This window comes from Plantactinospora sp. CA-294935 (genome assembly GCF_050936445.1).
Classification (GTDB): Bacteria; Actinomycetota; Actinomycetes; order Mycobacteriales; family Micromonosporaceae; genus Plantactinospora.
On the sequence record NZ_JBNJMU010000001.1, the window covers coordinates 226,739 to 245,098 of the forward strand.

Below are 18,360 nucleotides of genomic sequence, written 5' to 3' on the forward strand. Positions count from 1 at the left end.
CATCCAACTCCCGCCGCACCCCGCCGTCCCGTCGCACCCCACGGAATGCAGCACCCCACGGAATACAGCACCCCACGGAATGCAGCACCCCACGGAATACAGCACCCCACGAAATGCAGCACCCCACGGGGCGCCACCCGCCCGGGAGGTCGAAGCGGCTCACACCCGCCGCATCACCGCCCGGACGGCCAGCGGGGCGAAGACCACCGCGATGCCGAGCCCCCAGAGCAGCGAGGTCACGATCGGCCCCGACTCCGGTCCGGAGACCAGCAGTCCGCGCAGCGCGTCGGCCAGCGTGGAGACCGGGTTGACCTTCACCCAGGCCTGGAGCCAGCCGGGCATGCTCTCGGTCGGCACGAAGATGTTGCTGGTGAAGGTCAGCGGGAAGATCACCATGAAGCCGAAGATCTGCACCTTCTCCGGATCGCTCACCAGCACACCGACCAGCACGGAGATCCAGGCGGCGGCCAGCGAGAAGGCGAGCAGCAGCGCGAACGCGCCGAGTACGCCGAGCGGGCCGGTACCGATCCGGAAGCCGAGCACCACGCCGATGCCGAGCAGCAGCGCGATCGACCACGCCTGCTTGACCGTGTCGGCGAGGATCCGCCCGGCCAGTGGCGCCCAGCGGGCGATCGGCAGCGAGCGGAGCCGGTCGAAGACTCCCTTGGTCAGGTCGGTGTTCAGCCCGAACCCGGTGGTCATGGTGGCGAAGAGCGCGTTCTGCACCATGATGCCGGGCAGCATGAACCGCAGGTAGTCGGTGGGGCTGTCGGCGATCGCGCCGCCGAAGACGTACGTGAAGAGCAGCACGAACATCAGCGGCTGGATACTGAGGTCGAGCAGCTCCATCGGGTTGTGCTTGATCTGGACCAGGCTCCGCCAGGCCAGGGTCATGGTGTGCCGGAGCCCGACCAGCGGGCCGACCCGCCGGGTGGGTACCGGCGTGGGTGCGCTGATCGTCGTCATGCCGGCACCTCCGCCAGTTCGGTCCCGTCCTCGGCCCGATGACCGGTGAGGGACAGGAAGACCTCGTCCAGGCTCGCGCCCCGCAACGCGAGTTCGGCGATGGTGACCTCGGCGTCGTCGAGCCGGCGTACCACCGCGGGCAGCACCTCGCCGCCGCTGACCGGCACCGTCACGGTCTGCTGGTTCAGCTCCGGCTCGGCACCGGCCACCTCCCGCAGCACGCCGACCACCACGGCCAGGTCACCGGGGTCGGCCGGGCGGACCACCAGCGCCTGCCCGCCGACCTTCGTCTTCAGCTCCTCCGAGGTGCCCTGGGCGATCACCCGGCCGTGGTCGATCACCGCGATCTCGTCGGCGAGCTGGTCCGCCTCCTCCAAATACTGGGTGGTGAGCAGCACGGTCACCCCCGAACCGACGAGGTCCCGGACGATGCCCCAGAGTTCGGTACGGCTGCGCGGGTCCAGCCCGGTGGTCGGCTCGTCCAGGAAGAGCACCCGGGGCCGGCCGACCAGGCTCGCCGCCAGGTCCAACCGCCGCCGCATGCCTCCGGAGTACGTCTTCGCCGCCCGGTCCGCCGCGTCGGAGAGGTGGAACTCGGCGAGCAGTTGCCGGGCCCGGGAACGGGCGTCGCCCCGGGACATCCCGAGCAGCCGGCCGATCAGCAGCAGGTTCTCGGTGCCGGTCAGCGTCTCGTCGACCGAGGCGTACTGGCCGGTGAGGCCGATCACCTGCCGCACCTGGTGCGCCTGGCGGAGTACGTCGTACCCGCCGACCGTGGCGGTGCCGGCGTCCGGCCGGAGCAGGGTGGCGAGTACCCGTACCGCGGTGGTCTTCCCGGCCCCGTTCGGGCCGAGCAGGCCGAAGACGGTGCCGGCCCGTACTCCCAGATCCACGCCGGCCAGGGCGGTGGTCTCGCCGAAGCGTCTGACCAACCCCTCGGCCCGGATGGCGTAACTCATGAACTGTCTCCCGTCGGTCTTCCATCGGTGTCCCCATCCTGACCAACGGGTCTGACTCTGGGCTGACACCGGCTGCTCGGCGCTGACAACCGGCTGACGCGCACGGGCGGCCCCGGCCGGTGCGCAGTCGGCCGTTCCGGGGACTCGTGGCGGACGGCGGCCGTAGCATGGCCCAGATCGGTGCCCACCACCCCTCGCACCGCTGGTCGGCGCGGCCGCGCCCGGGGCGAAGGACGATAGGCATGGCACACGGGGTGGTGACCGGGCCGGCATGGCCGGCGGACGGGTCGGCGGAGTCCGACGACCGCCGGCCCCACCGGCCGGGATGGCTCGGGGGTTCGTCGGCGAGGCTCGGCGGGCTGACCTTCGGGCTGACCCAGGCGGTACTGCTGTTCTGGTGGGCCGCCCGCTATCCCGGACTCTTCAGCCCGGACTCGCTCGACCACGTCTGGCAGGCCACCACCGGCAACTGGAACACCCACCACCCGGTCAGCTACACCGGGCTGGTCTGGCTCTCCGTGCGGCTCACCGGCGGAATCGGCTGGCTGACCTTGCTGCAGACCACCGCCCTGGCGGCCAGCCTGGCGTACGCGGTCACCGGCCTGCGCCGGATCGGCGGACCGGCCTGGGCCTGGACCACCGCGGCGGTGGTGGTCGTGGCGCTGCCTCCGGTCGGCACCTTCACGGTCTGCGTCTGGAAGGACGTGCCGTTCGTCGTCTGCCACGTCTTCCTGCTCGGCACGGTCGCCCGGATGCTCGCGGCACGCCGGCCGGCGGTCACCGGTGCGCAGGACCGGGCCCCCGGTCCCGGTCCCGATGGTGGCTGGCCGAGCCGGGGGACCGCCGGTACGGTCGCCCGGCACGCCGCAGCGGCGCCGCGGGCGGGCGGACGTCCGGCCGGAAACACCCGGCGGATGCCCTGGGAACTGCTCGGCGCCCTCGCCGTCGAGCTGACCCTGAGCTGCCTGTTCCGGCAGAACGGCTTCGTGGTGGCGGTGATCGTCACCGTGCTGCTGGCCCTGCTGCTGCGCGGAACGGCGCTGCGGATCCTGCTCGCCGGGGTGGTGGCCGCCACGGTGGCGCTGCTGACCAACTGGACCCTGCTGCCCGCCCTCGGGGTACGGGACAGCGAGTCCATCGTGGCCTACGAGGCGTTCCTCGCCGACCTCGCGATCGGGTACGCCGAGCAGCCGGCCGACTTCCCCGCCGCCGACCTGGCCCTGCTGACCAAGGTGGCGCCCCTGTCGCACTGGCGGCAGTCGGCGGACTGCTACACCGTCGACTCGACCGTCTACCACCCCGACTTCGACCGCAAGGCCGCGGCGGCACACCACGAGGACCTGCTGTCGGCCTGGTGGCGGCTGGTACGCCGGTCGCCGGAGACGGTGCTGGCCGCCCGGATCTGCCGGAGTTCGATCGCCTGGCGGCCCACTCCGGCGGGCGGGTTGCGGGCCAACCCGACCGCCTGGGCGCTGCCGACCTACCTGGAGCGGGATCCGAGGTTCCAGCGGGCGGAGGTGCTGGCCGTCGCGTACAGCCGGCCGCTGGCCGAGCAGGTCAGCGACGTGGCGGACGTGCTCGCCAGCCGGGTGGGCCAGCCCGAGTGGCTGCTGTGGCGCGGCGCGACCTGGGCCTACCTGGCGTACCTGACGGTCGGGCTGCTGGCCTGGCGCCGGCGGGACCGGGCACTGCTGGCACTGGCCACGCTGAGCCTCGGCAACCAGCTCTCGGTACTGGCCGTCAACAACGCCCAGGCCGCCCGCTACATGGCTGCCCCGTTCGTGCTCGGGGTACTGCTGCTGCCGCTGCTCGCGGCCCGCCACCCGGACGGGGCCGGTCCGGGCACCCGGGCGGCGAACCGGGCGTGGCGGACCGGGGCGTCGGCCGGCGCGGATGGGGAGCCGCCGCCGCTACGGGTCACCGACCTGACCGTGGTCGCCGAACCTGGCATCGCCGGCCCGGCCGACCCGCTCGACCCGGATCACCGACTCGATCCTGCATCCCGGCTCGACCCGGCGGACCAGCTCGGCCCGGCGGACCAGCTCGGCCCGGCGGACCAGCTCGGCCCGGCGGACCAGCTCGGCCCGACGGACCAGCTCGAACCGGGCCCGCAGCCCGACTGGACCGACCAGGTCGACGCGGCGGACGAGCCCGGATTCCGGCCACCGCCGATCGGCCCGGCCGAGTGGTGGACCGACTCCGCCGACCGGTCCCACTGACCGCCGCGCCGACCGGTCCCACTGACCGCCGCGCCGACCGGTCCCACTGACCGCCGCGCCGATCCGGCCCGCTGACCGCCGCGCCGAGCACGGGTGGACGGATCAGGCGAGGTTGGACGAGCACGGGTGGACGGATCAGGCAAGGTTGGACGAGCGCGGGTAGGCGTCGGCCGGGTCGGTCAGCACGTTGACCAGGTACGGCACCTGGGCGTCGAACGCCCGCTCCAGCGCCGGTCCCAGGTCGGCCGCCTTCGCCACCGTCTCGCCGGCACCGCCGAGCGCGCTCACCACCTGGTCGTAGCGCAGCTCGGGCTGGAGGTCGGCGGCGACGTCGTAGCCGTACATGCCGCGCATCGGGTGCTTCTCCAGCCCCCAGATGCCGTTGTTGCCGACCACGATCACCACCGGCAGCTTCTGCCGGACCAGCGACTCGACGTCCATCAGCGAGAATCCGGCCGCGCCGTCGCCCATCAGCACGCAGATCTGCCGGTCCGGGTAGCTCACCCGGGCACCCATCGCGTAGCCCATGCCGGTGCCGAGGCAGCCGTACGGGCCCGGGTCGAGCCAGGTACCGGGCTGGGCCGGCTCCAGGTAGCGCCCGGCGTACGAGACGAAGTCGCCGCCGTCGCCGATGGTGACCGCGTCCGGGGCGAGCACCCGGCGCAGTTCGCCGTAGACCCGGGCCGGCTTGATCGGGTCGGTCTCGGCCGCCATCGCCGCCGCGTCCTTGGCCCGGGCCGCCTCCTCGGCGGTACGCAGACCGTCGAGCCACGACTCGTGGTCGGCCCGCTCACCGGAGTACTCGGCGAAGGCGGTCAGGATCAGCCGCAGGTCACCCGCCGGGCTGACGGCCGGCTCGACGTGCTGGGCCCGCTGGCTCGGCGCGTCCACCACGTGCACCACCCGGGCGTCGCCGAAGTCGCCGAAGCCGAGCCGGAAGTCGAGCGGGGTGCCGACCACCACGACCAGGTCGGCGCCGCCGAGCGCCGCCCGGCGGGCCTTGGCGAAGCTGAGCGGGTGGCCGGGCGGCAGGGCGCCGCGACCCATCCCGTTGGTGAAGACCGGTACCCGGAGCGCCTCGGCGGCGGCCCGCAGCGCCTCGACGGCGTCCCCGGCGTAGACGTCGGAGCCGGCGATGATCACCGGGCGCTCGGCGGCGGCGATCAGCCGGACGGCCTTCACCACCTCGTCCGGGTCCGGCTCGACGGGCGCGATCGCCGGTCCGGCCGGCGGCTCCACGTCACCGGTGGAGAAGATCACCTCCAGCGGCAGGTCCAGGAAGACCGGCCCCCGGTGCGGGGTCAGCGCCGTGCTGAGCGCCTCGGCAACCGCACCCGGTACGTCGTCGGTGGACCAGACCGTGCCCGCGTGCTTGGTCACCGGGGCGACCAGCGGGACGTGGTCGATCTCCTGGAGGCTGCCGGAACCCCAGCGGAAGGCCGGGGCGCGACCGCCGAGCACCAGCACCGGGGAGGCGTTGAAGAAGGCGCTGGTCAGCCCGGAGATCCCGTTGGTGACCCCGGGACCGGCGGTGAGTACGGCCAGCCCCGGCCGGCGCTGCAACTTGGCCACCGCCTCGGCGGCGAAGACGGCCGACTGCTCGTGCCGGACGTCGTAGATCGGAAAGTCGGTACGGTGCGCCGCGTCGTACAGCGGGAAGACGTGGCCGCCGGAGAGGGTGAACATCTCCCGCACGCCGTACGCCCGCAGGGCCGCCAGGGCCAGGTCGCCGCCGTGTCCTTCGATCCGTTCCGTCATCGCCGCTCCTGTCGTCCGCCGTACCTGCCGCTCGTCCGCCGTGGTTCCTGCGAGGTTACCGGCCGGTCGGAAATAACGTGAACGACACTCACCTATCCCGGGACGGCGATCACCGGCCGGTGAAGTCGGGGCGGCGCTTCTCGACGAAGGCGGCCATCCCCTCCCGGCGGTCGTCGGTGGCGAAGAGCGCGGCGAAGAGCTGGCTCTCCCAGGCCAGCCCGGAGGCGAGATCCATCTCCAGCCCGCCGTCCACGGCCAGCTTCGCCGCCCGCAGCGCCTGGGCCGGCCCGGTCAGGTAGGGCCGGACCAGCGCCACCGCCTCGGCGTACACCGACTCGGCCGGGACCACCCGGTCGGCGAGGCCGATCCGGAGCGCCTCGGCGGCGTCGACCATCCGGCCGGACATGATCAGATCCTTGGCCCGGGCCGGGCCGACCAGCCGGGCGAGCCGCTGGGTGCCGCCCGCGCCGGGGATGATGCCGAGCTTGATCTCCGGCTGACCGAGCTTCGCGTCCTCGGCGACCACCCGCCAGTCACAGGCCAGCGCCAGTTCGCAGCCGCCGCCGAGGGCGTACCCGGTGATCGCCGCGACCACCGGCTTCGGGATCCGGGCGAGCGCGCCGAGCGCGCTGGAGAGGTCGGCGGCCCGCTCGGCCATGTCGACGTACGACATGTCGGCCATCTCCTTGATGTCCGCGCCGGCCGCGAAGACCTTCTCCCCGCCGTACACGATGACCGCGCGGACGTCCGGGTCGGCGGAGACGGCGATGGCAGCGGCGCGCAACTCCTCCTGCACTCCGGTGTTCAGCGCGTTCATCGGCGGCCGGTCCAGCCGGATCGTGCCGATGCCCTCGTTGGTCTCCACCCGGACGAAGTCGCCCACAGCCCACCTCCACGTCGAAGTCGCGAGGCTCACCCTAACGGGCGTTCGACCAGCCCCGGCAGGTCGGTGGGGATTCACGGTGGCCCCTGCGGGGTACCGTTTGCGGATACGCTGAGCACGTCGGACTCGGCCGAGCGGAACGGCGATGACCACGTACTACGACGATCGCACGATACGGATCACCTCCGAGGCGATCCGGGTCGACGGTCGGGCCTACCCACTGGCCGAGGTCGCCCGGGTCTGGCACGTCCGGGGCGCCCGCTCCTGGGGCACCCTCGCCGGCCGGGGCGCACTGCTGGCCGGGCTCGCCGGCCCGCTGGTCGCCGCCGCCGTCGGCATCCTGATCGCGGTACGCCTGCACACCTCGCTCACCGCCACCATCGCGATCGTCGGCGCCTCCATACTCGTCGGGCTCGCCGCCGCACCGGTCGCCGACTATCTGCTGGAACACGTCGACCGCAGCTACGCCCGGGGCGCGCACCGGCTGGAGATCTGGGCGCAGTGGCGCGGGGTGCCGGTCCGGTTGCTCAGCACCGCTGACGCGCTGCGGTTCGGCCAGGTCTACCGGGCCCTGGAGCGGGCCGTCGAGCAGGCGGCAACCGCCACTCCCAGCCGCAACCGCTGACCGACGGAAGCGCCACGAGACCCGCGCCATCACACCCGGTGTCGTACTCCTCTCGTAACGTACCCGCCATGCCGAGTACGGAGCACGAGTCCCCGGTTGCCCTGGCCAAGCTCGATCCGAGTCTGGTGGCCTGGTTGCTGAGGCACGTGTTCGACGTGAAGGTTCCCGACTACCACCACGCCCGCCCGCACGCCACGGACGTACGGGTGCTGGTCCCACGCACCTATCACGCGGACAGCATGCTGCTCTTCTGTGACCCCACCGACCAGCCGCTGCTCGCGGTCGTACTGGAGATCCAGCGCGGCTGGGACTCCACGAAGCGACGCACCTGGAAGCTCTACGTGGCCCAACTCGAAGCCGAGTTGGATGTCGACGCCGCGTTGCTGGTCTACTGCCCCGACCTGCGGACCGCCCGCCGCTATCGCGGCCTCTTCGAGTTCGACGGGTTGAGCCTGGCACTGCGGCCGTTGATCTTCACACCCAGCGACGTCCCGCTGGTCGTGGACGTGGACCTGGCCCGGACCAACCCGGCACTGGCCGTGCTCTCGGCCATCTGCCACGGCCACGACGCCCAGGTGGAAGCCACCTTCCCGGCGCTGATGGCGGCGCTTCGCTCAGTCAATCCGAAGACCGCGATCTTGTATTATGACGTTGTACTGGCCGGGCTGCCGGCGGCGGCCCGGACTCGTTGGGAGGCTTTCATGACCACCACTGCGAGGTACGAGTACCACAGCGAGTTGTTCCGGGAACTCGCCGCCAAACACGAGGAGCAGGGCGAGGCCCGGGGCGAGGCCCGGGCGATCCTGACCGTGCTCGACGGGCGAGGCGTGGCCGTACCCGCCGAGGCCCGCGAGCAGATCCTCGCCTGCACCGACCTGGCCCAGCTCGACACCTGGCTCCGCCGCGCCGCCAACGCCACCACCATCGACGACGTCCTCGGCGCATAGGCCCTCCGCCAGCGGGCAACGACGACTCACCGGTTGTGGTCGTGGACCGCGCCCCGGTCGATCCGGCATCCATTGATCTAAGTTCTTGACCCTCTTCCGCCTACCCTCCTACTGTTGCCAGCAGGTTTCGTGCGCGGATCGGCTGCTGCACGGCGGTGTCGATCCGTCCCGCAGCGGCGCGAGGAGACACGATGGCGACTTTCCCGTCCAGCCCGTCCCCGACCTCCCACGCCGCGTCGAGTCCACTGAGCCGGCGCCGCCTGCTCGGCGGTGCCGCGTACGCGGCCGGCGCGCTGACCCTGCCGGCGGGGCTGGCGGCCTGTGAGAAGCCGACCGAGGGCGGCAGCGGCGGCGGGACGGTGACCCTCGGCTCCAACTACTCCGACGAGGTGCCGAAGAAGGCGCTCGCCGAGGTGCTCGCCGGCTCCGGGCTCGACGTGAAGATCAACACGGTCGACCACAACACCTTCCAGGAGAACATCACCCGCTATCTCCAGGCGACCCCGGACGACGTCTTCAGCTGGTTCTCCGGGTTCCGGATGCAGTATTTCGCCGCCCAGGGGCTGGCCACCGACATCTCCGACATCTGGCAGTCGATCGGCGGCGACTTCTCCGCCGCGATGAAACAGGCGTCCACCGGCACCGACGGCAAGCAGTACTTCGTGCCGTTCTACTACTACCCGTGGGCGATGTTCTATCGGAAGAGCGTGTTCCAGGAGAAGGGCTACCAGGTCCCGAAGACCTGGGACGACCTCAAGGCACTGGCCGCGAGAATGCGCTCGGACGGGCTGATCCCGATCGCGATGGCCGACAAGGACGGCTGGCCCGCGATGGGCACCTTCGACTACATCAACATGCGCACCAACGGGTACGACTTCCACGTCAACCTGATGGCCGGCAAGGAGTCCTGGGAGGACAGCCGGGTCAAGCAGGTCTTCACGCTCTGGCGGGAACTGCTGCCGTACTGCCAGCCAGGGGCGAACGGGCGGACCTGGCAGGAGGCGGCGCAGTCGCTGGGCCAGAAGCAGACCGGGATGTACCTGCTCGGCATGTTCGTCGGCCAGCAGTTCCAGGGTGAGGTCGCGGCCGACATGGACTTCTTCCCGTTCCCGCAGATCGTCGAGGCACACGGGCAGGACGCCGTCGAGGCGCCGATCGACGGCTTCATGATCTCCAGCAAGGTGAAGAACGTCGACGGGGCGAAGGAACTGCTCCGCTATCTGGCCAGTGCCAAGGCGCAGAACGCGTACCTCAAGAGCGACCCGAACAACGTCGCCACGCACAACGGCGCCGACACCAGCGGGTACAGCGCGTTGCAGCGCAAGGCGGTCGAGCTGGTCGGCGGGGCGAAGCAGATCTCCCAGTTCCTCGACCGGGACACCCGGCCCGACTTCGCCTCCACGGTGATGATCCCCTCGTTGCAGAGCTTCCTGAACAAGCCGGACGACGTCGACGGGCTGTGTAGGCGGATCGAGTCGCAGAAGAAGACCATCTTCGCCTCCTGAGGGCGGTGCCGGTGACCCCGATCCCGACGGCCCCGCCGGTCGAGGCTGGGCGGGCGGGGGACGTACCCCGGTCACCGGCCCGGCGACGACGGCGCCGGATCGGCCGGTTCACCCCGCGCGACATCGCGGTGATCGGGCTGTTGCTCGGCCTGCCGCTACTGCTCGACCTGGCGCTGATCTGGGGGCCGGCGCTCGCCTCGATCGGGCTGTCGTTCACCTCGTGGGACGGGCTGGGCGAGATCCGGCCGGTCGGGCTGGACAACTACGTCAACATCGTCAGCAACTATCCGCCGTTCTGGCCGGCGGTCCGGCACAACCTGCTCTGGCTCGCCTTCCTCGGCCTGGTCGCCACCCCGTTCGGGCTGTTCCTGGCGGTGCTGCTGGACCGGGAGATGCGGTTCACCCGCTTCTACCAGACCGCCTTCTATCTGCCGGTGGTGCTCTCGCTGGCGGTGGTCGGCTTCCTCGCCCAGCTCATCTTCTCCCGCGACTACGGGGCGGCGAACGCGCTCCTGGGCCGGACCGACAACCCGGTCGACTGGCTCGGCGACCCGTCGATCAACCTCTGGTCGGTACTGCTGCTGGTCGGCTGGCGGCACGTCGGGTACGTCATGCTGCTCTACCTGGCCGGGCTGAAGGCCGTCGACCCGGCGCTGAAGGAGGCGGCGGCGATCGACGGGGCGAACGAGGCGCAGACCTTCTTCCGGGTGGTCTTCCCGACGCTGCGCCCGGTCAACGTGATCGTGCTGGTGATCACCGTGATCGAGGCGCTGCGCGCGTTCGACGTCGTCTACGCGATCAACCGGGGGCGCAATGGTCTGGAACTGCTCTCGGTGCTGGTCACCGACAACATCGTCGGGGAGGCCAGCCGGATCGGGTACGGCTCGGCGATCGCGGTGATCCTGCTGCTCATCTCCACCGGCTTCATCGCGGCCTACCTGGTGCAGGTCTTCCGGCGGGAGGACGAGGCGTGAGCGGCGGGGTCCGTGTGCAGGAGCGGGTTGCTGCTGGGCGTCGGTCGGCGATAGCCGGCGGCCCGTGGCGGAAGCGGCCGGTGAGCCCGTGGCGGGTGGTGGTCCGGGTCTTCCTCTGGGCGATGGCGCTCGGCTGGCTGGTGCCGCTGCTGCTGCCGCTCTACGCCTCGCTCCGGCCGTACGCGGAGACCGCCGCCGAGGGGTACTTCTCGCTGCCGAAGACGCTGAACTTCGACTACTACGTGCAGGCGTGGCAGGGCGGCAACCTGCCCCGGCACTTCCTGAACACCCTGCTGGTCGCCGTACCGGCGGTGGTGTTGACGCTCTTCTTCGCCTCGTTCGTGGCGTTCCTGATCTCGCGACGCCGGCTGCCCGGTGGCAGACTGCTGTTGATCCTCTTCACCGCCGGCAACCTGCTGCCCCAGCAGGTGGTGCTGACCCCGCTCTACCTGATGTACACCAAACTCCCGCTGCCGTGGTGGATGAGCTGGCCGTCGGAGCTGGTCTACGACTCGTACTGGGGAATCATCGCGATCCACGTCGCGTTCCAGACCGGGTTCTGCGTCTTCGTACTGAGCAACTACATGGACACCATCCCGCGCGAGCTGGTCGAGGCGGCCACGGTGGACGGTGCCGGGGTGTGGCGGCAGTACTGGCAGGTGGTGCTGCCGCTGGTCCGGCCGGCGCTCGGCGCGCTCGGCACCCTCGAATTCGCCTGGATCTACAACGACTTCCTCTGGGCGGTGGTGCTGATGTCCACCGGCGACAAGCTGCCGGTGACCAGCGCGCTGAACAACCTCCGGTCGGTGTACTTCACCGACTACAACCTGCTGGCGGCCGGCTCGATCCTGGTCGCCCTGCCGACGCTTATCGTCTTCTTCGTGCTGCAACGGCAGTTCGTCGCCGGGCTGACCCTGGGCGCCAACAAGGGCTGATGCTCACGGCTGGTCTTGTCCAGCCCTCGGGCTGACCCGAATCCGACCGGGTCCGGGAGTAGCCGGGCGTCGGCGGTCGCGCTTTGCTGGAACGGTGACGCTCTATTACCGGGACGACACGGTACGGGTAACCTCCGAGACCATCCACGTCAACGGGCGCAGCGTGCCGATCGCCGAGGTGTCGTACCTCTGGCACGCCAGGGGCCGGGGTACGGCCCGGACCCGGGGGCGGCTCGCCGGGCGGGGTGTGCTCATCTTCCTGCTGTCGATCCCGCCGCTGGTGGTGATGGTCTGCGTACTGTCGCTGGCGTACTCGGCACAGGACCGGGGCGAGTGGAGGCTGGCCGCGATCGTCCTGGCGGTCTGTGTCGTCGGCGCGTTCGCGCTCTTCCCGTTCCTGGAGGTGCCGCTGTACTGGCTCGACCGGTCGTACGAGCGCGGCGCGAAGGTGCAGGAGCTGTGGGTCCAGTACGGGGGCGAGGAGGTCATGCTGCTACGCAGCTCGGACGCGCTGCGGTTCGGGCAGATCTACCGGGCGATCCAGCGCGCCATCGAACAGCACAGCGGCGACCGCTGACCCGAACCCAGGACTGAGCGCGGCTCGCGCTGGCCTCGTGCCGCAGCTTCACCTGGCGACTGGGACGTTTCCTCGAAGCCGGTCGAAAATCGACGCCGCGCTGCTGGTCCACTGCCCAACTCCATTCCAAACGACTATCAGTCAGGGGCGCCCTCGGCTGCCGGATGGCCACCTCTGATCCGCCAAGACTGCCACCTCGCGACATCGACTACAGGAGCTTGGGCCGTCTGGACTCCAACCGAAGCCGTCGCCGATCATTAGTTCGGCACCAGTACGACAGATCGTGAAGTTGCGGAACATCAATGCGTGCGAAATCAGCGATCCCTCCTCTGTCACCGCAGACCATCGCCGATCCAGGGGCATGTATTTGGGACGCGCCGGTGGCCCTTCCTCAGCCACGATCCGAGACGCCAAACAAGACTCACAGACCCACCAAATACCCCAGCCCTCATCTGACTCACCAAACTCGACACCGTCCAGCATTACCCCACCGCAGACATCGCAGCTCATCCTTACAACCAAATCCAATCGGAATTGACCTACTACGAAATCTTCAGCAGCACCAGCAGCGAAGCGACATCAGGCGCAACCTGCCGCCACCGTCCATTCTCGGCGAAAAATACCACGCCGGGGCTTGGAATCGATTCCGAGTAGTCGAGCGCGAAGGGGCGCTCCAGACCCAGATCACCGATGAGCACGGTGCGGTCTGTGGATATGACTCCAGGTCGGTCAACGCCATCGACGTCCCCCAGATACCAGGTCAAAATATCAAGGTCGAGATTGAACAGGCCTTCGGTCTGCTCCACCATAGCTTTCAAGCTGTAGAACGCTGGATAGTCCGGGTCCTCGCCAAATACCGCAGACATCAGCCGCTTGTCAGCCGGAGGGGCCCAGTGTCCATTATTGACTGCTTCGACCAGAACGGGTGGAACGGGAAGCTCGTTAACAACGATCACAGGCCCGGCTCCTTGCCCCGTACCGGCTACCGGTCGTCGCAGAGATCGCATCTCCGGCCCGTTGCCGGCGCTGATGGGGTGCGCACGAGACTCTATGGATTCATTACAGAGCATGCAAGAGCAACTACCACTGAACCTTGTTCCACCTCCCCTTGCGGTCCGTCGGAGCGCGAGGTCGGACGCGGTGTGTGAGCGCCGCGCGGTTCAGGTAAAAGGTCAACTCGTCAGGGCACCGCTCATCGAGGTGGACACAGTCGCCGGGCCTCGTGGGCACGCGGTTCGGCTCGGGAGGGGTCCCCGGGAGTCCGGGTTAGAAACGGGTGGACATCCGAGCCCAGCAGCAGGAGCCGATGATGACTGTCTCTACCGCCACCGGCGTGGCCCGCAGGATCTCGTGGCAGACCGGATGCGTGCTGCTCGCCGTACTGCTCTCGGCCGGTTGCGGCGCACGGCGTGACAGCGGCGCAGCGGAGAACCCGATCGGCACCCCGTCCAGTATTGCCGCATCCCCCGTCGCCACCGCCTCGCCAACCCCCAGCCCCGCTCCCGACGCCACCACCCCGGCTCCGATCCGGGTCCGCGCCGCCGCCGACGGCCGGCGCTACGCGGCCTGCGCGGACGGCACCTGCGAGGTGGCCGTGACCAAACCGGTCCGGATCAGGGTGGACGGCGGCACCTTCTCGGTGACCAAGGTGAAGCGGGACGTCCAGCTCGACTTCAAGCTGACAATGTCGACCGGTGCCGGCGGATCCGGCACGTTGAAGAGCTGCGGCGTGATGAAGTTCTATCTCTACGGCGGCGGAGGCATGGTCACCTGCGGCGCCGACGGCGTACCGAAGCGACCGGCGCGGGAACGCGGAGCGCTGTTGGTGCAGTTGGCCGGCTGGACCTCCGACGGTGCCGGCGTACTGCGCCTGGTGTCGGGTTAGGGCGGACGAAGGCCGTACCCAAAAAAGCGGACGGAACTTTCTGCCGCCCGATCGGGCCCGGCCGTCGCGGCCGGGCCCGGGCCCGTACCCGCCTGGCGGAGTCGGGTACGCCGGACGGGCTGCCGATGGTCGGGGCGGACTGACTACAGTCGGACGGTAGGTGGCCCGGTCGATATGACGACCTTCCGTGATCGTGTCGACGGCCGCACCGCACCGCGTCACGGCACCGGGAGGGCAGGGGTTGAAGCCGCTACTGCCGACCGACCCGGACAGTGTCGGCCCGTACCGTCTGGCGGCCCGGCTGGGCGCGGGCGGGATGGGCGTGGTCTACCTCGGACACTCGCCCGGTGGCCGAGCGGTCGCGGTCAAGGTCGTCCGGGAACGGTTCCACAGCGACTTCGAGTTCCGGGCCCGGTTCCGGCGCGAGGTGGCCGCCGCCCGCACGGTGACCGGTGCGTTCACGGCGTCGGTACTGGACGCCGACCCGGAGGCCGCCGCGCCGTGGCTGGTCACCGCCTACCTGCCGGGCCTCTCGCTCCGGGAAGCGGTCCGGGCCGAGGGACACCTGCCGCCGGCAGCGGTACGCCTGCTGGCCGCCGGCCTGGCCGAGGCGCTCGCCGACATCCACCGGGTCGGCCTGACCCACCGCGACCTGAAGCCCGGCAACGTCATGCTGACCGCCGACGGCCCACGGGTGATCGACTTCGGCATCGCCCGGCCCGAGGACGCCACCGCGATCACCCAGGTCGGCTCCATCATCGGCACCCCGGGGTTCATGTCACCGGAGCAGGTCTCCGGCGGCGTGACGGAGCCGCGGAGCGACATCTTCTCGCTCGGCGCGGTGCTGGCGTACGCGGCGACCGGTCGGGAACCGTTCGGATCCGACGCGACCCTGGCCACCCTGTACCGGGTACAGACGGCCCAGGCGGATCTGGACGGCATCCCGGATCCCTGGATGTTGGACCTGATCACGACCTGCCTGCGGGTGGTACCCGGGCAACGGCCGTCGGCGGCGCAGTTGTTGGACCGGCTCGGCGCGATGGCGAGGGCGGTGGCGGGTACCGGATGGTTGCCCGCGTCGCTCGCCGAGGAGATCGACCGGCGCACCGCCCAGGCCCGCCACCTGCCCCGGTCGCCGACGGCCGGGGCCACGGCCTCGACGCCGAGCCCGACGGCGATGCCGGCACCCCCGGGGGAAGACCCCCTCGCACCAGGCGGAAGCACCTCGGCACCGGGCGAGAGCCGACCGGACCCGGCCGGGAATCCATCGGACCTGGCCGGGAATCCATCAGGCCTGGCCGAGAAGACCCGGGACCCGACCGGGCATGCGTGGGCGCCCGACGCGAACACCAGGGCCCCGGGTGCCACCACACTGGATCCGGGCCACGGCACGCGGGAGCCGGGCAAGGCAGTTCCGGCTGCGGCGGGCCCGGTCCCGGGTGCCGAGATCGGGTGGCCGGCGGTCGGGACGGCGGAGCCGGCGAAGCACGGCACCCCTGCCGGCAACCGGCGGCTGGACCGGCGGTACCTGCTCGGTGGTGCCGTCGGCGCGCTCGCCGTCGCCACCGGCGCCGGGTTCCTGATCCGAGGGCGAAGTTCGGACCGAGCCGCCCCGACCGGTACGCCCACCCCGTCCAGCGCACCGCCGACCCCGACCGCCGCCCCACCGACGGCGGTACCCAGGTGGAGGGCGAAGGTGAGCGCCTACTACCCGGAGCTGTTCACCGCCGGTGGCGTGGTGCTGGCGAAGACCCAGGAGCAGGAGTTGTACGCGCTGAACGCGCGGACCGGCCGGACCCGCTGGAAGCATCCCGCGACGCTGACCGGCACGGTCGCCGGCGGCCTGGTGCTGGAGGCGCAGAACACCAATCCCCGGCTGACCTCCGTCGACCCGGTCTCCGGCACGACCCGGTGGAGGTACCGGGTGCGGTTTGGCGAGTTTCCGCTCTGGCCGGTGGTCACCGGATCGGTGCTGTGTTGCGGTCGCGATCCGATCAGAGGGCTGGGCGTACGGGACGGTCGGGAGCGTTGGGCGGCGCGGATCGGCGAGATCAACAACCTCGCCGCGGGGGACGGAGTCGTCGTCGCGGCGAACGACACCGAGTTGATCGCACTGGCCGCGACGACCGGGCGGACCCGGTGGCGGTGCCCGATGGACTACGCGTTCTACCTGCTGGTCGGCGAGGGGCTGGTCTTCGCCGTCGACCGCAACCGCGCCCTGCACGCGCTGCGCGCCGACACCGGGGCGACCGCCTGGCGGATTGCGACGTTCGGCGGCAGTTCACCACCCCAGCTGGGCGGCGGCACGCTCTACGCCACCGGGGGTCGCGGCGAGGTCTTCGCGCTGACCGCCGCCACCGGTGAGCCGCGCTGGTCCCGGAGCCTGGATGCCGACAGCGCGGTGCGGCTCTCCGGTGACACGCTCTACGCGGCGAGCACCGACGGGATGCTGTACGCACTGGACGCGGCCGACGGTCGGCTGCGCTGGACGTACGAGGCGAGCATCGTCCAGCCGCCGGTGCTGTCCAACGCCGGGCTGGTGGGTATGGGCGGGCTGGTGTTCGTCGGCACTCGAGAGGGGTACGTGGAAGCCCTGGCCCCGCCGACGGGAGTCGCCGGTGCGACCGCTTGAGCAGCACGATCCGCGAGTGATCGGGCAGTACCGCATCCTCGCGAGGATAGGCGCGGGCGGCATGGCGCTCGTCTACTTCGGACGCTCGATCGGCGGCCGGGCGGTGGCGGTCAAGGTGATGCACGCCGAGTTCGCCGCCGACCCGGCGTACCGGGCACGCTTCCGGGGCGAGGTCGCCGCTGCCAGGGCGGCGGGTGGACGGTACAGCCCCGGGGTCCTGGACGCGGCTCCGGACGCCCCGCGCCCCTGGATGGCGACACAGTTCCTGCCGGCGGTGTCGCTCCGGGACGCGGTACGCCAGCTCGGCCCGCTGACCCCCGACGCGGTCTGGTCGCTGGCGACCGGCATCGCGGAGGCGCTCAGCTCGATCCACGCCGCCGGCATCGTGCACCTCGACCTGAAGCCGGCGAACGTGCTGCTGACCGCCGACGGCCCACGGGTGATCGACTTCGGGATCGCCACGGCAACGGGACCCGGCTCGACGGCGCCGGACGGCACCCGGGCCGGCTCGTGGGGATTCCTCTCCCCGGAGCAACTGGCCGGTACGCCGGTCGGTCCGGCGAGCGACGTCTTCTCGTTCGGCGCGACGATCGCGTACGCCTGCACCGGCGCCCCGCCGTCCGGGAACGGGCTGGCCGGGCTCGCCGACGACGAACTGCGGACGCTGATCGCCGGCTGTCTGCGTCCCGATCCCGCCGCCCGGCCCCGCCTGCCCGAGCTGACCGGTCGACTGGCCTCGGCCATCCGGGAGCGGCCGGCCGGTGCCGCCGGGCTGCCGCCGGCCGTGACGGCCGAGATCGACCTCCGGGCCAGCGAGGCGGAGAACCCGCCGCTCCCGCTGCCCCCGGGGCCGACGGCCAGGATCGAAACCGACGAACCGCAGCCGCTCGGACGCGGACCGTCCGTCGTGGTACCGGCACATCCCGGGTCGTCGGCGACGGCAGCGCCGGGAGCCCGAGGTACGACCGATCGGCGGGGGGCGGTGCACCGGGTGGACCGACGCGCCGTACTGCTTTCCGGTGGGGTGCTCGCGGTGGCCGGCGCCGCCGCCGGGCTGCTGGCGCTGCTCCCGGACGAGCCCGAGGCGGGGGCGACGACGCCACCGCGGTCCAGCGCCCCGCCCGCGCCGCCCCCGGTCAGCACCCTCGCGGTGCGCCAGACCCGTACGCTGGAGTTCTACGTCTTCGGCAGGACCACGCTGAAATCCCTGACCATCACGGTCAACGGCGAGGCGGTGACGGTACGCAACGTACCGCTGCCGTACCGGCGGACCGTCGAGATATCGATGGCGGAGAACCAGACCACCTGGCGGATCGACTACCGCATCACGACCGGCAACCTGAGCTGCGTGGTCCTGCTGGACGGCGTCGAGCGCTACAACGGCAACGGCTCCACCACCGGCAAGGAGACCGACGGCTCCGGCCACGGCGTCGTCTGATCCGGGACCCCTCCCGAACCCGGTCGCCTACCGTGACGTCGTGGGTGTGCAGCGGAA

The 18,360-nt window shown here is 71.0% G+C and carries 15 protein-coding genes; 10 read left to right on the forward strand and 5 right to left on the reverse strand.

The window, feature by feature from the left end:
• Positions 1-159: 159 nt before the first annotated feature.
• Both ACQEVC_RS01160 and ACQEVC_RS01165 read right to left on the reverse strand, forming a co-directional pair.
• Complete coding sequence (locus ACQEVC_RS01160; protein ID WP_432872483.1) at positions 160-966, reverse strand: ABC transporter permease; 807 nt, start codon at positions 964-966, stop codon at positions 160-162.
• Entirely contained in the window at positions 963-1,925 is a 963-nt protein-coding gene (locus ACQEVC_RS01165) for an ATP-binding cassette domain-containing protein (protein WP_432872486.1), read from the reverse strand. Before ACQEVC_RS01165 ends, ACQEVC_RS01160 begins: the two co-directional genes overlap by 4 nt.
• Positions 1,926-2,167: 242 nt before the next feature.
• Here ACQEVC_RS01165 and ACQEVC_RS01170 point away from each other — a divergent pair, with 242 nt between their 5' ends.
• Positions 2,168-4,144 carry a hypothetical protein gene (locus ACQEVC_RS01170; protein ID WP_432872488.1) on the forward strand — a complete coding sequence of 659 codons (1,977 nt, stop codon included), beginning with the start codon at positions 2,168-2,170 and terminating at the stop codon, positions 4,142-4,144.
• A 135-nt stretch (positions 4,145-4,279) separates the two neighbouring features.
• On the opposite strand, the gene ACQEVC_RS01175 is transcribed toward ACQEVC_RS01170, so the two are convergent.
• Complete coding sequence (locus ACQEVC_RS01175; protein WP_432872491.1) at positions 4,280-5,902, reverse strand: acetolactate synthase; 1,623 nt, start codon at positions 5,900-5,902, stop codon at positions 4,280-4,282.
• Between the two features lie 109 nt (positions 5,903-6,011).
• Entirely contained in the window at positions 6,012-6,785 is a 774-nt protein-coding gene (locus ACQEVC_RS01180; protein ID WP_432872493.1) for an enoyl-CoA hydratase-related protein, read from the reverse strand.
• A gap of 145 nt (positions 6,786-6,930) precedes the next feature.
• Between ACQEVC_RS01180 and ACQEVC_RS01185 the strand changes: the two genes are divergently transcribed.
• From ACQEVC_RS01185 to ACQEVC_RS01210, 6 genes are all read left to right on the forward strand, one after another.
• Positions 6,931-7,410 carry a DUF6232 family protein gene (locus ACQEVC_RS01185; protein WP_432872495.1) on the forward strand — a complete coding sequence of 160 codons (480 nt, stop codon included), beginning with the start codon at positions 6,931-6,933 and terminating at the stop codon, positions 7,408-7,410.
• Between the two features lie 68 nt (positions 7,411-7,478).
• Positions 7,479-8,357: a hypothetical protein gene (locus ACQEVC_RS01190; RefSeq protein ID WP_432872497.1), complete on the forward strand. Its 879-nt coding sequence runs from the start codon at positions 7,479-7,481 to the stop codon at positions 8,355-8,357.
• A gap of 191 nt (positions 8,358-8,548) precedes the next feature.
• Positions 8,549-9,862, forward strand: coding sequence for an ABC transporter substrate-binding protein (locus ACQEVC_RS01195; protein ID WP_432872499.1), 1,314 nt, complete (start codon positions 8,549-8,551; stop codon positions 9,860-9,862).
• A gap of 11 nt (positions 9,863-9,873) precedes the next feature.
• Entirely contained in the window at positions 9,874-10,836 is a 963-nt protein-coding gene (locus ACQEVC_RS01200) for a carbohydrate ABC transporter permease (protein WP_432872502.1), read from the forward strand.
• A gap of 80 nt (positions 10,837-10,916) precedes the next feature.
• On the forward strand, positions 10,917-11,771 hold the full coding sequence (locus ACQEVC_RS01205; protein ID WP_432872504.1) for a carbohydrate ABC transporter permease: 855 nt from the start codon (positions 10,917-10,919) through the stop codon (positions 11,769-11,771).
• A 94-nt stretch (positions 11,772-11,865) separates the two neighbouring features.
• Positions 11,866-12,348 (forward strand): DUF6232 family protein, encoded by a 483-nt coding sequence (locus ACQEVC_RS01210; protein ID WP_432872506.1) that lies wholly within the window; start codon positions 11,866-11,868, stop codon positions 12,346-12,348.
• 542 nt (positions 12,349-12,890) lie between these two features.
• Here ACQEVC_RS01210 and ACQEVC_RS01215 read toward each other — a convergent pair.
• Complete coding sequence (locus ACQEVC_RS01215) at positions 12,891-13,304, reverse strand: SMI1/KNR4 family protein (RefSeq protein WP_432872508.1); 414 nt, start codon at positions 13,302-13,304, stop codon at positions 12,891-12,893.
• Between the two features lie 353 nt (positions 13,305-13,657).
• On the opposite strand from ACQEVC_RS01215, the gene ACQEVC_RS01220 reads away from it, so the two are divergent.
• The 3 genes from ACQEVC_RS01220 to ACQEVC_RS01230 all read left to right on the forward strand — a co-directional run bounded on the left by ACQEVC_RS01220 (position 13,658) and on the right by ACQEVC_RS01230 (position 18,303).
• Positions 13,658-14,233 carry a hypothetical protein gene (locus tag ACQEVC_RS01220; protein ID WP_432872510.1) on the forward strand — a complete coding sequence of 192 codons (576 nt, stop codon included), beginning with the start codon at positions 13,658-13,660 and terminating at the stop codon, positions 14,231-14,233.
• A gap of 241 nt (positions 14,234-14,474) precedes the next feature.
• Entirely contained in the window at positions 14,475-16,865 is a 2,391-nt protein-coding gene (locus ACQEVC_RS01225) for a protein kinase domain-containing protein (protein WP_432872512.1), read from the forward strand.
• Positions 16,852-18,303, forward strand: coding sequence for a protein kinase domain-containing protein (locus tag ACQEVC_RS01230; protein ID WP_432872514.1), 1,452 nt, complete (start codon positions 16,852-16,854; stop codon positions 18,301-18,303). The genes ACQEVC_RS01225 and ACQEVC_RS01230 overlap by 14 nt, the downstream gene beginning before the upstream one ends.
• Positions 18,304-18,360: the final 57 nt, after the last annotated feature.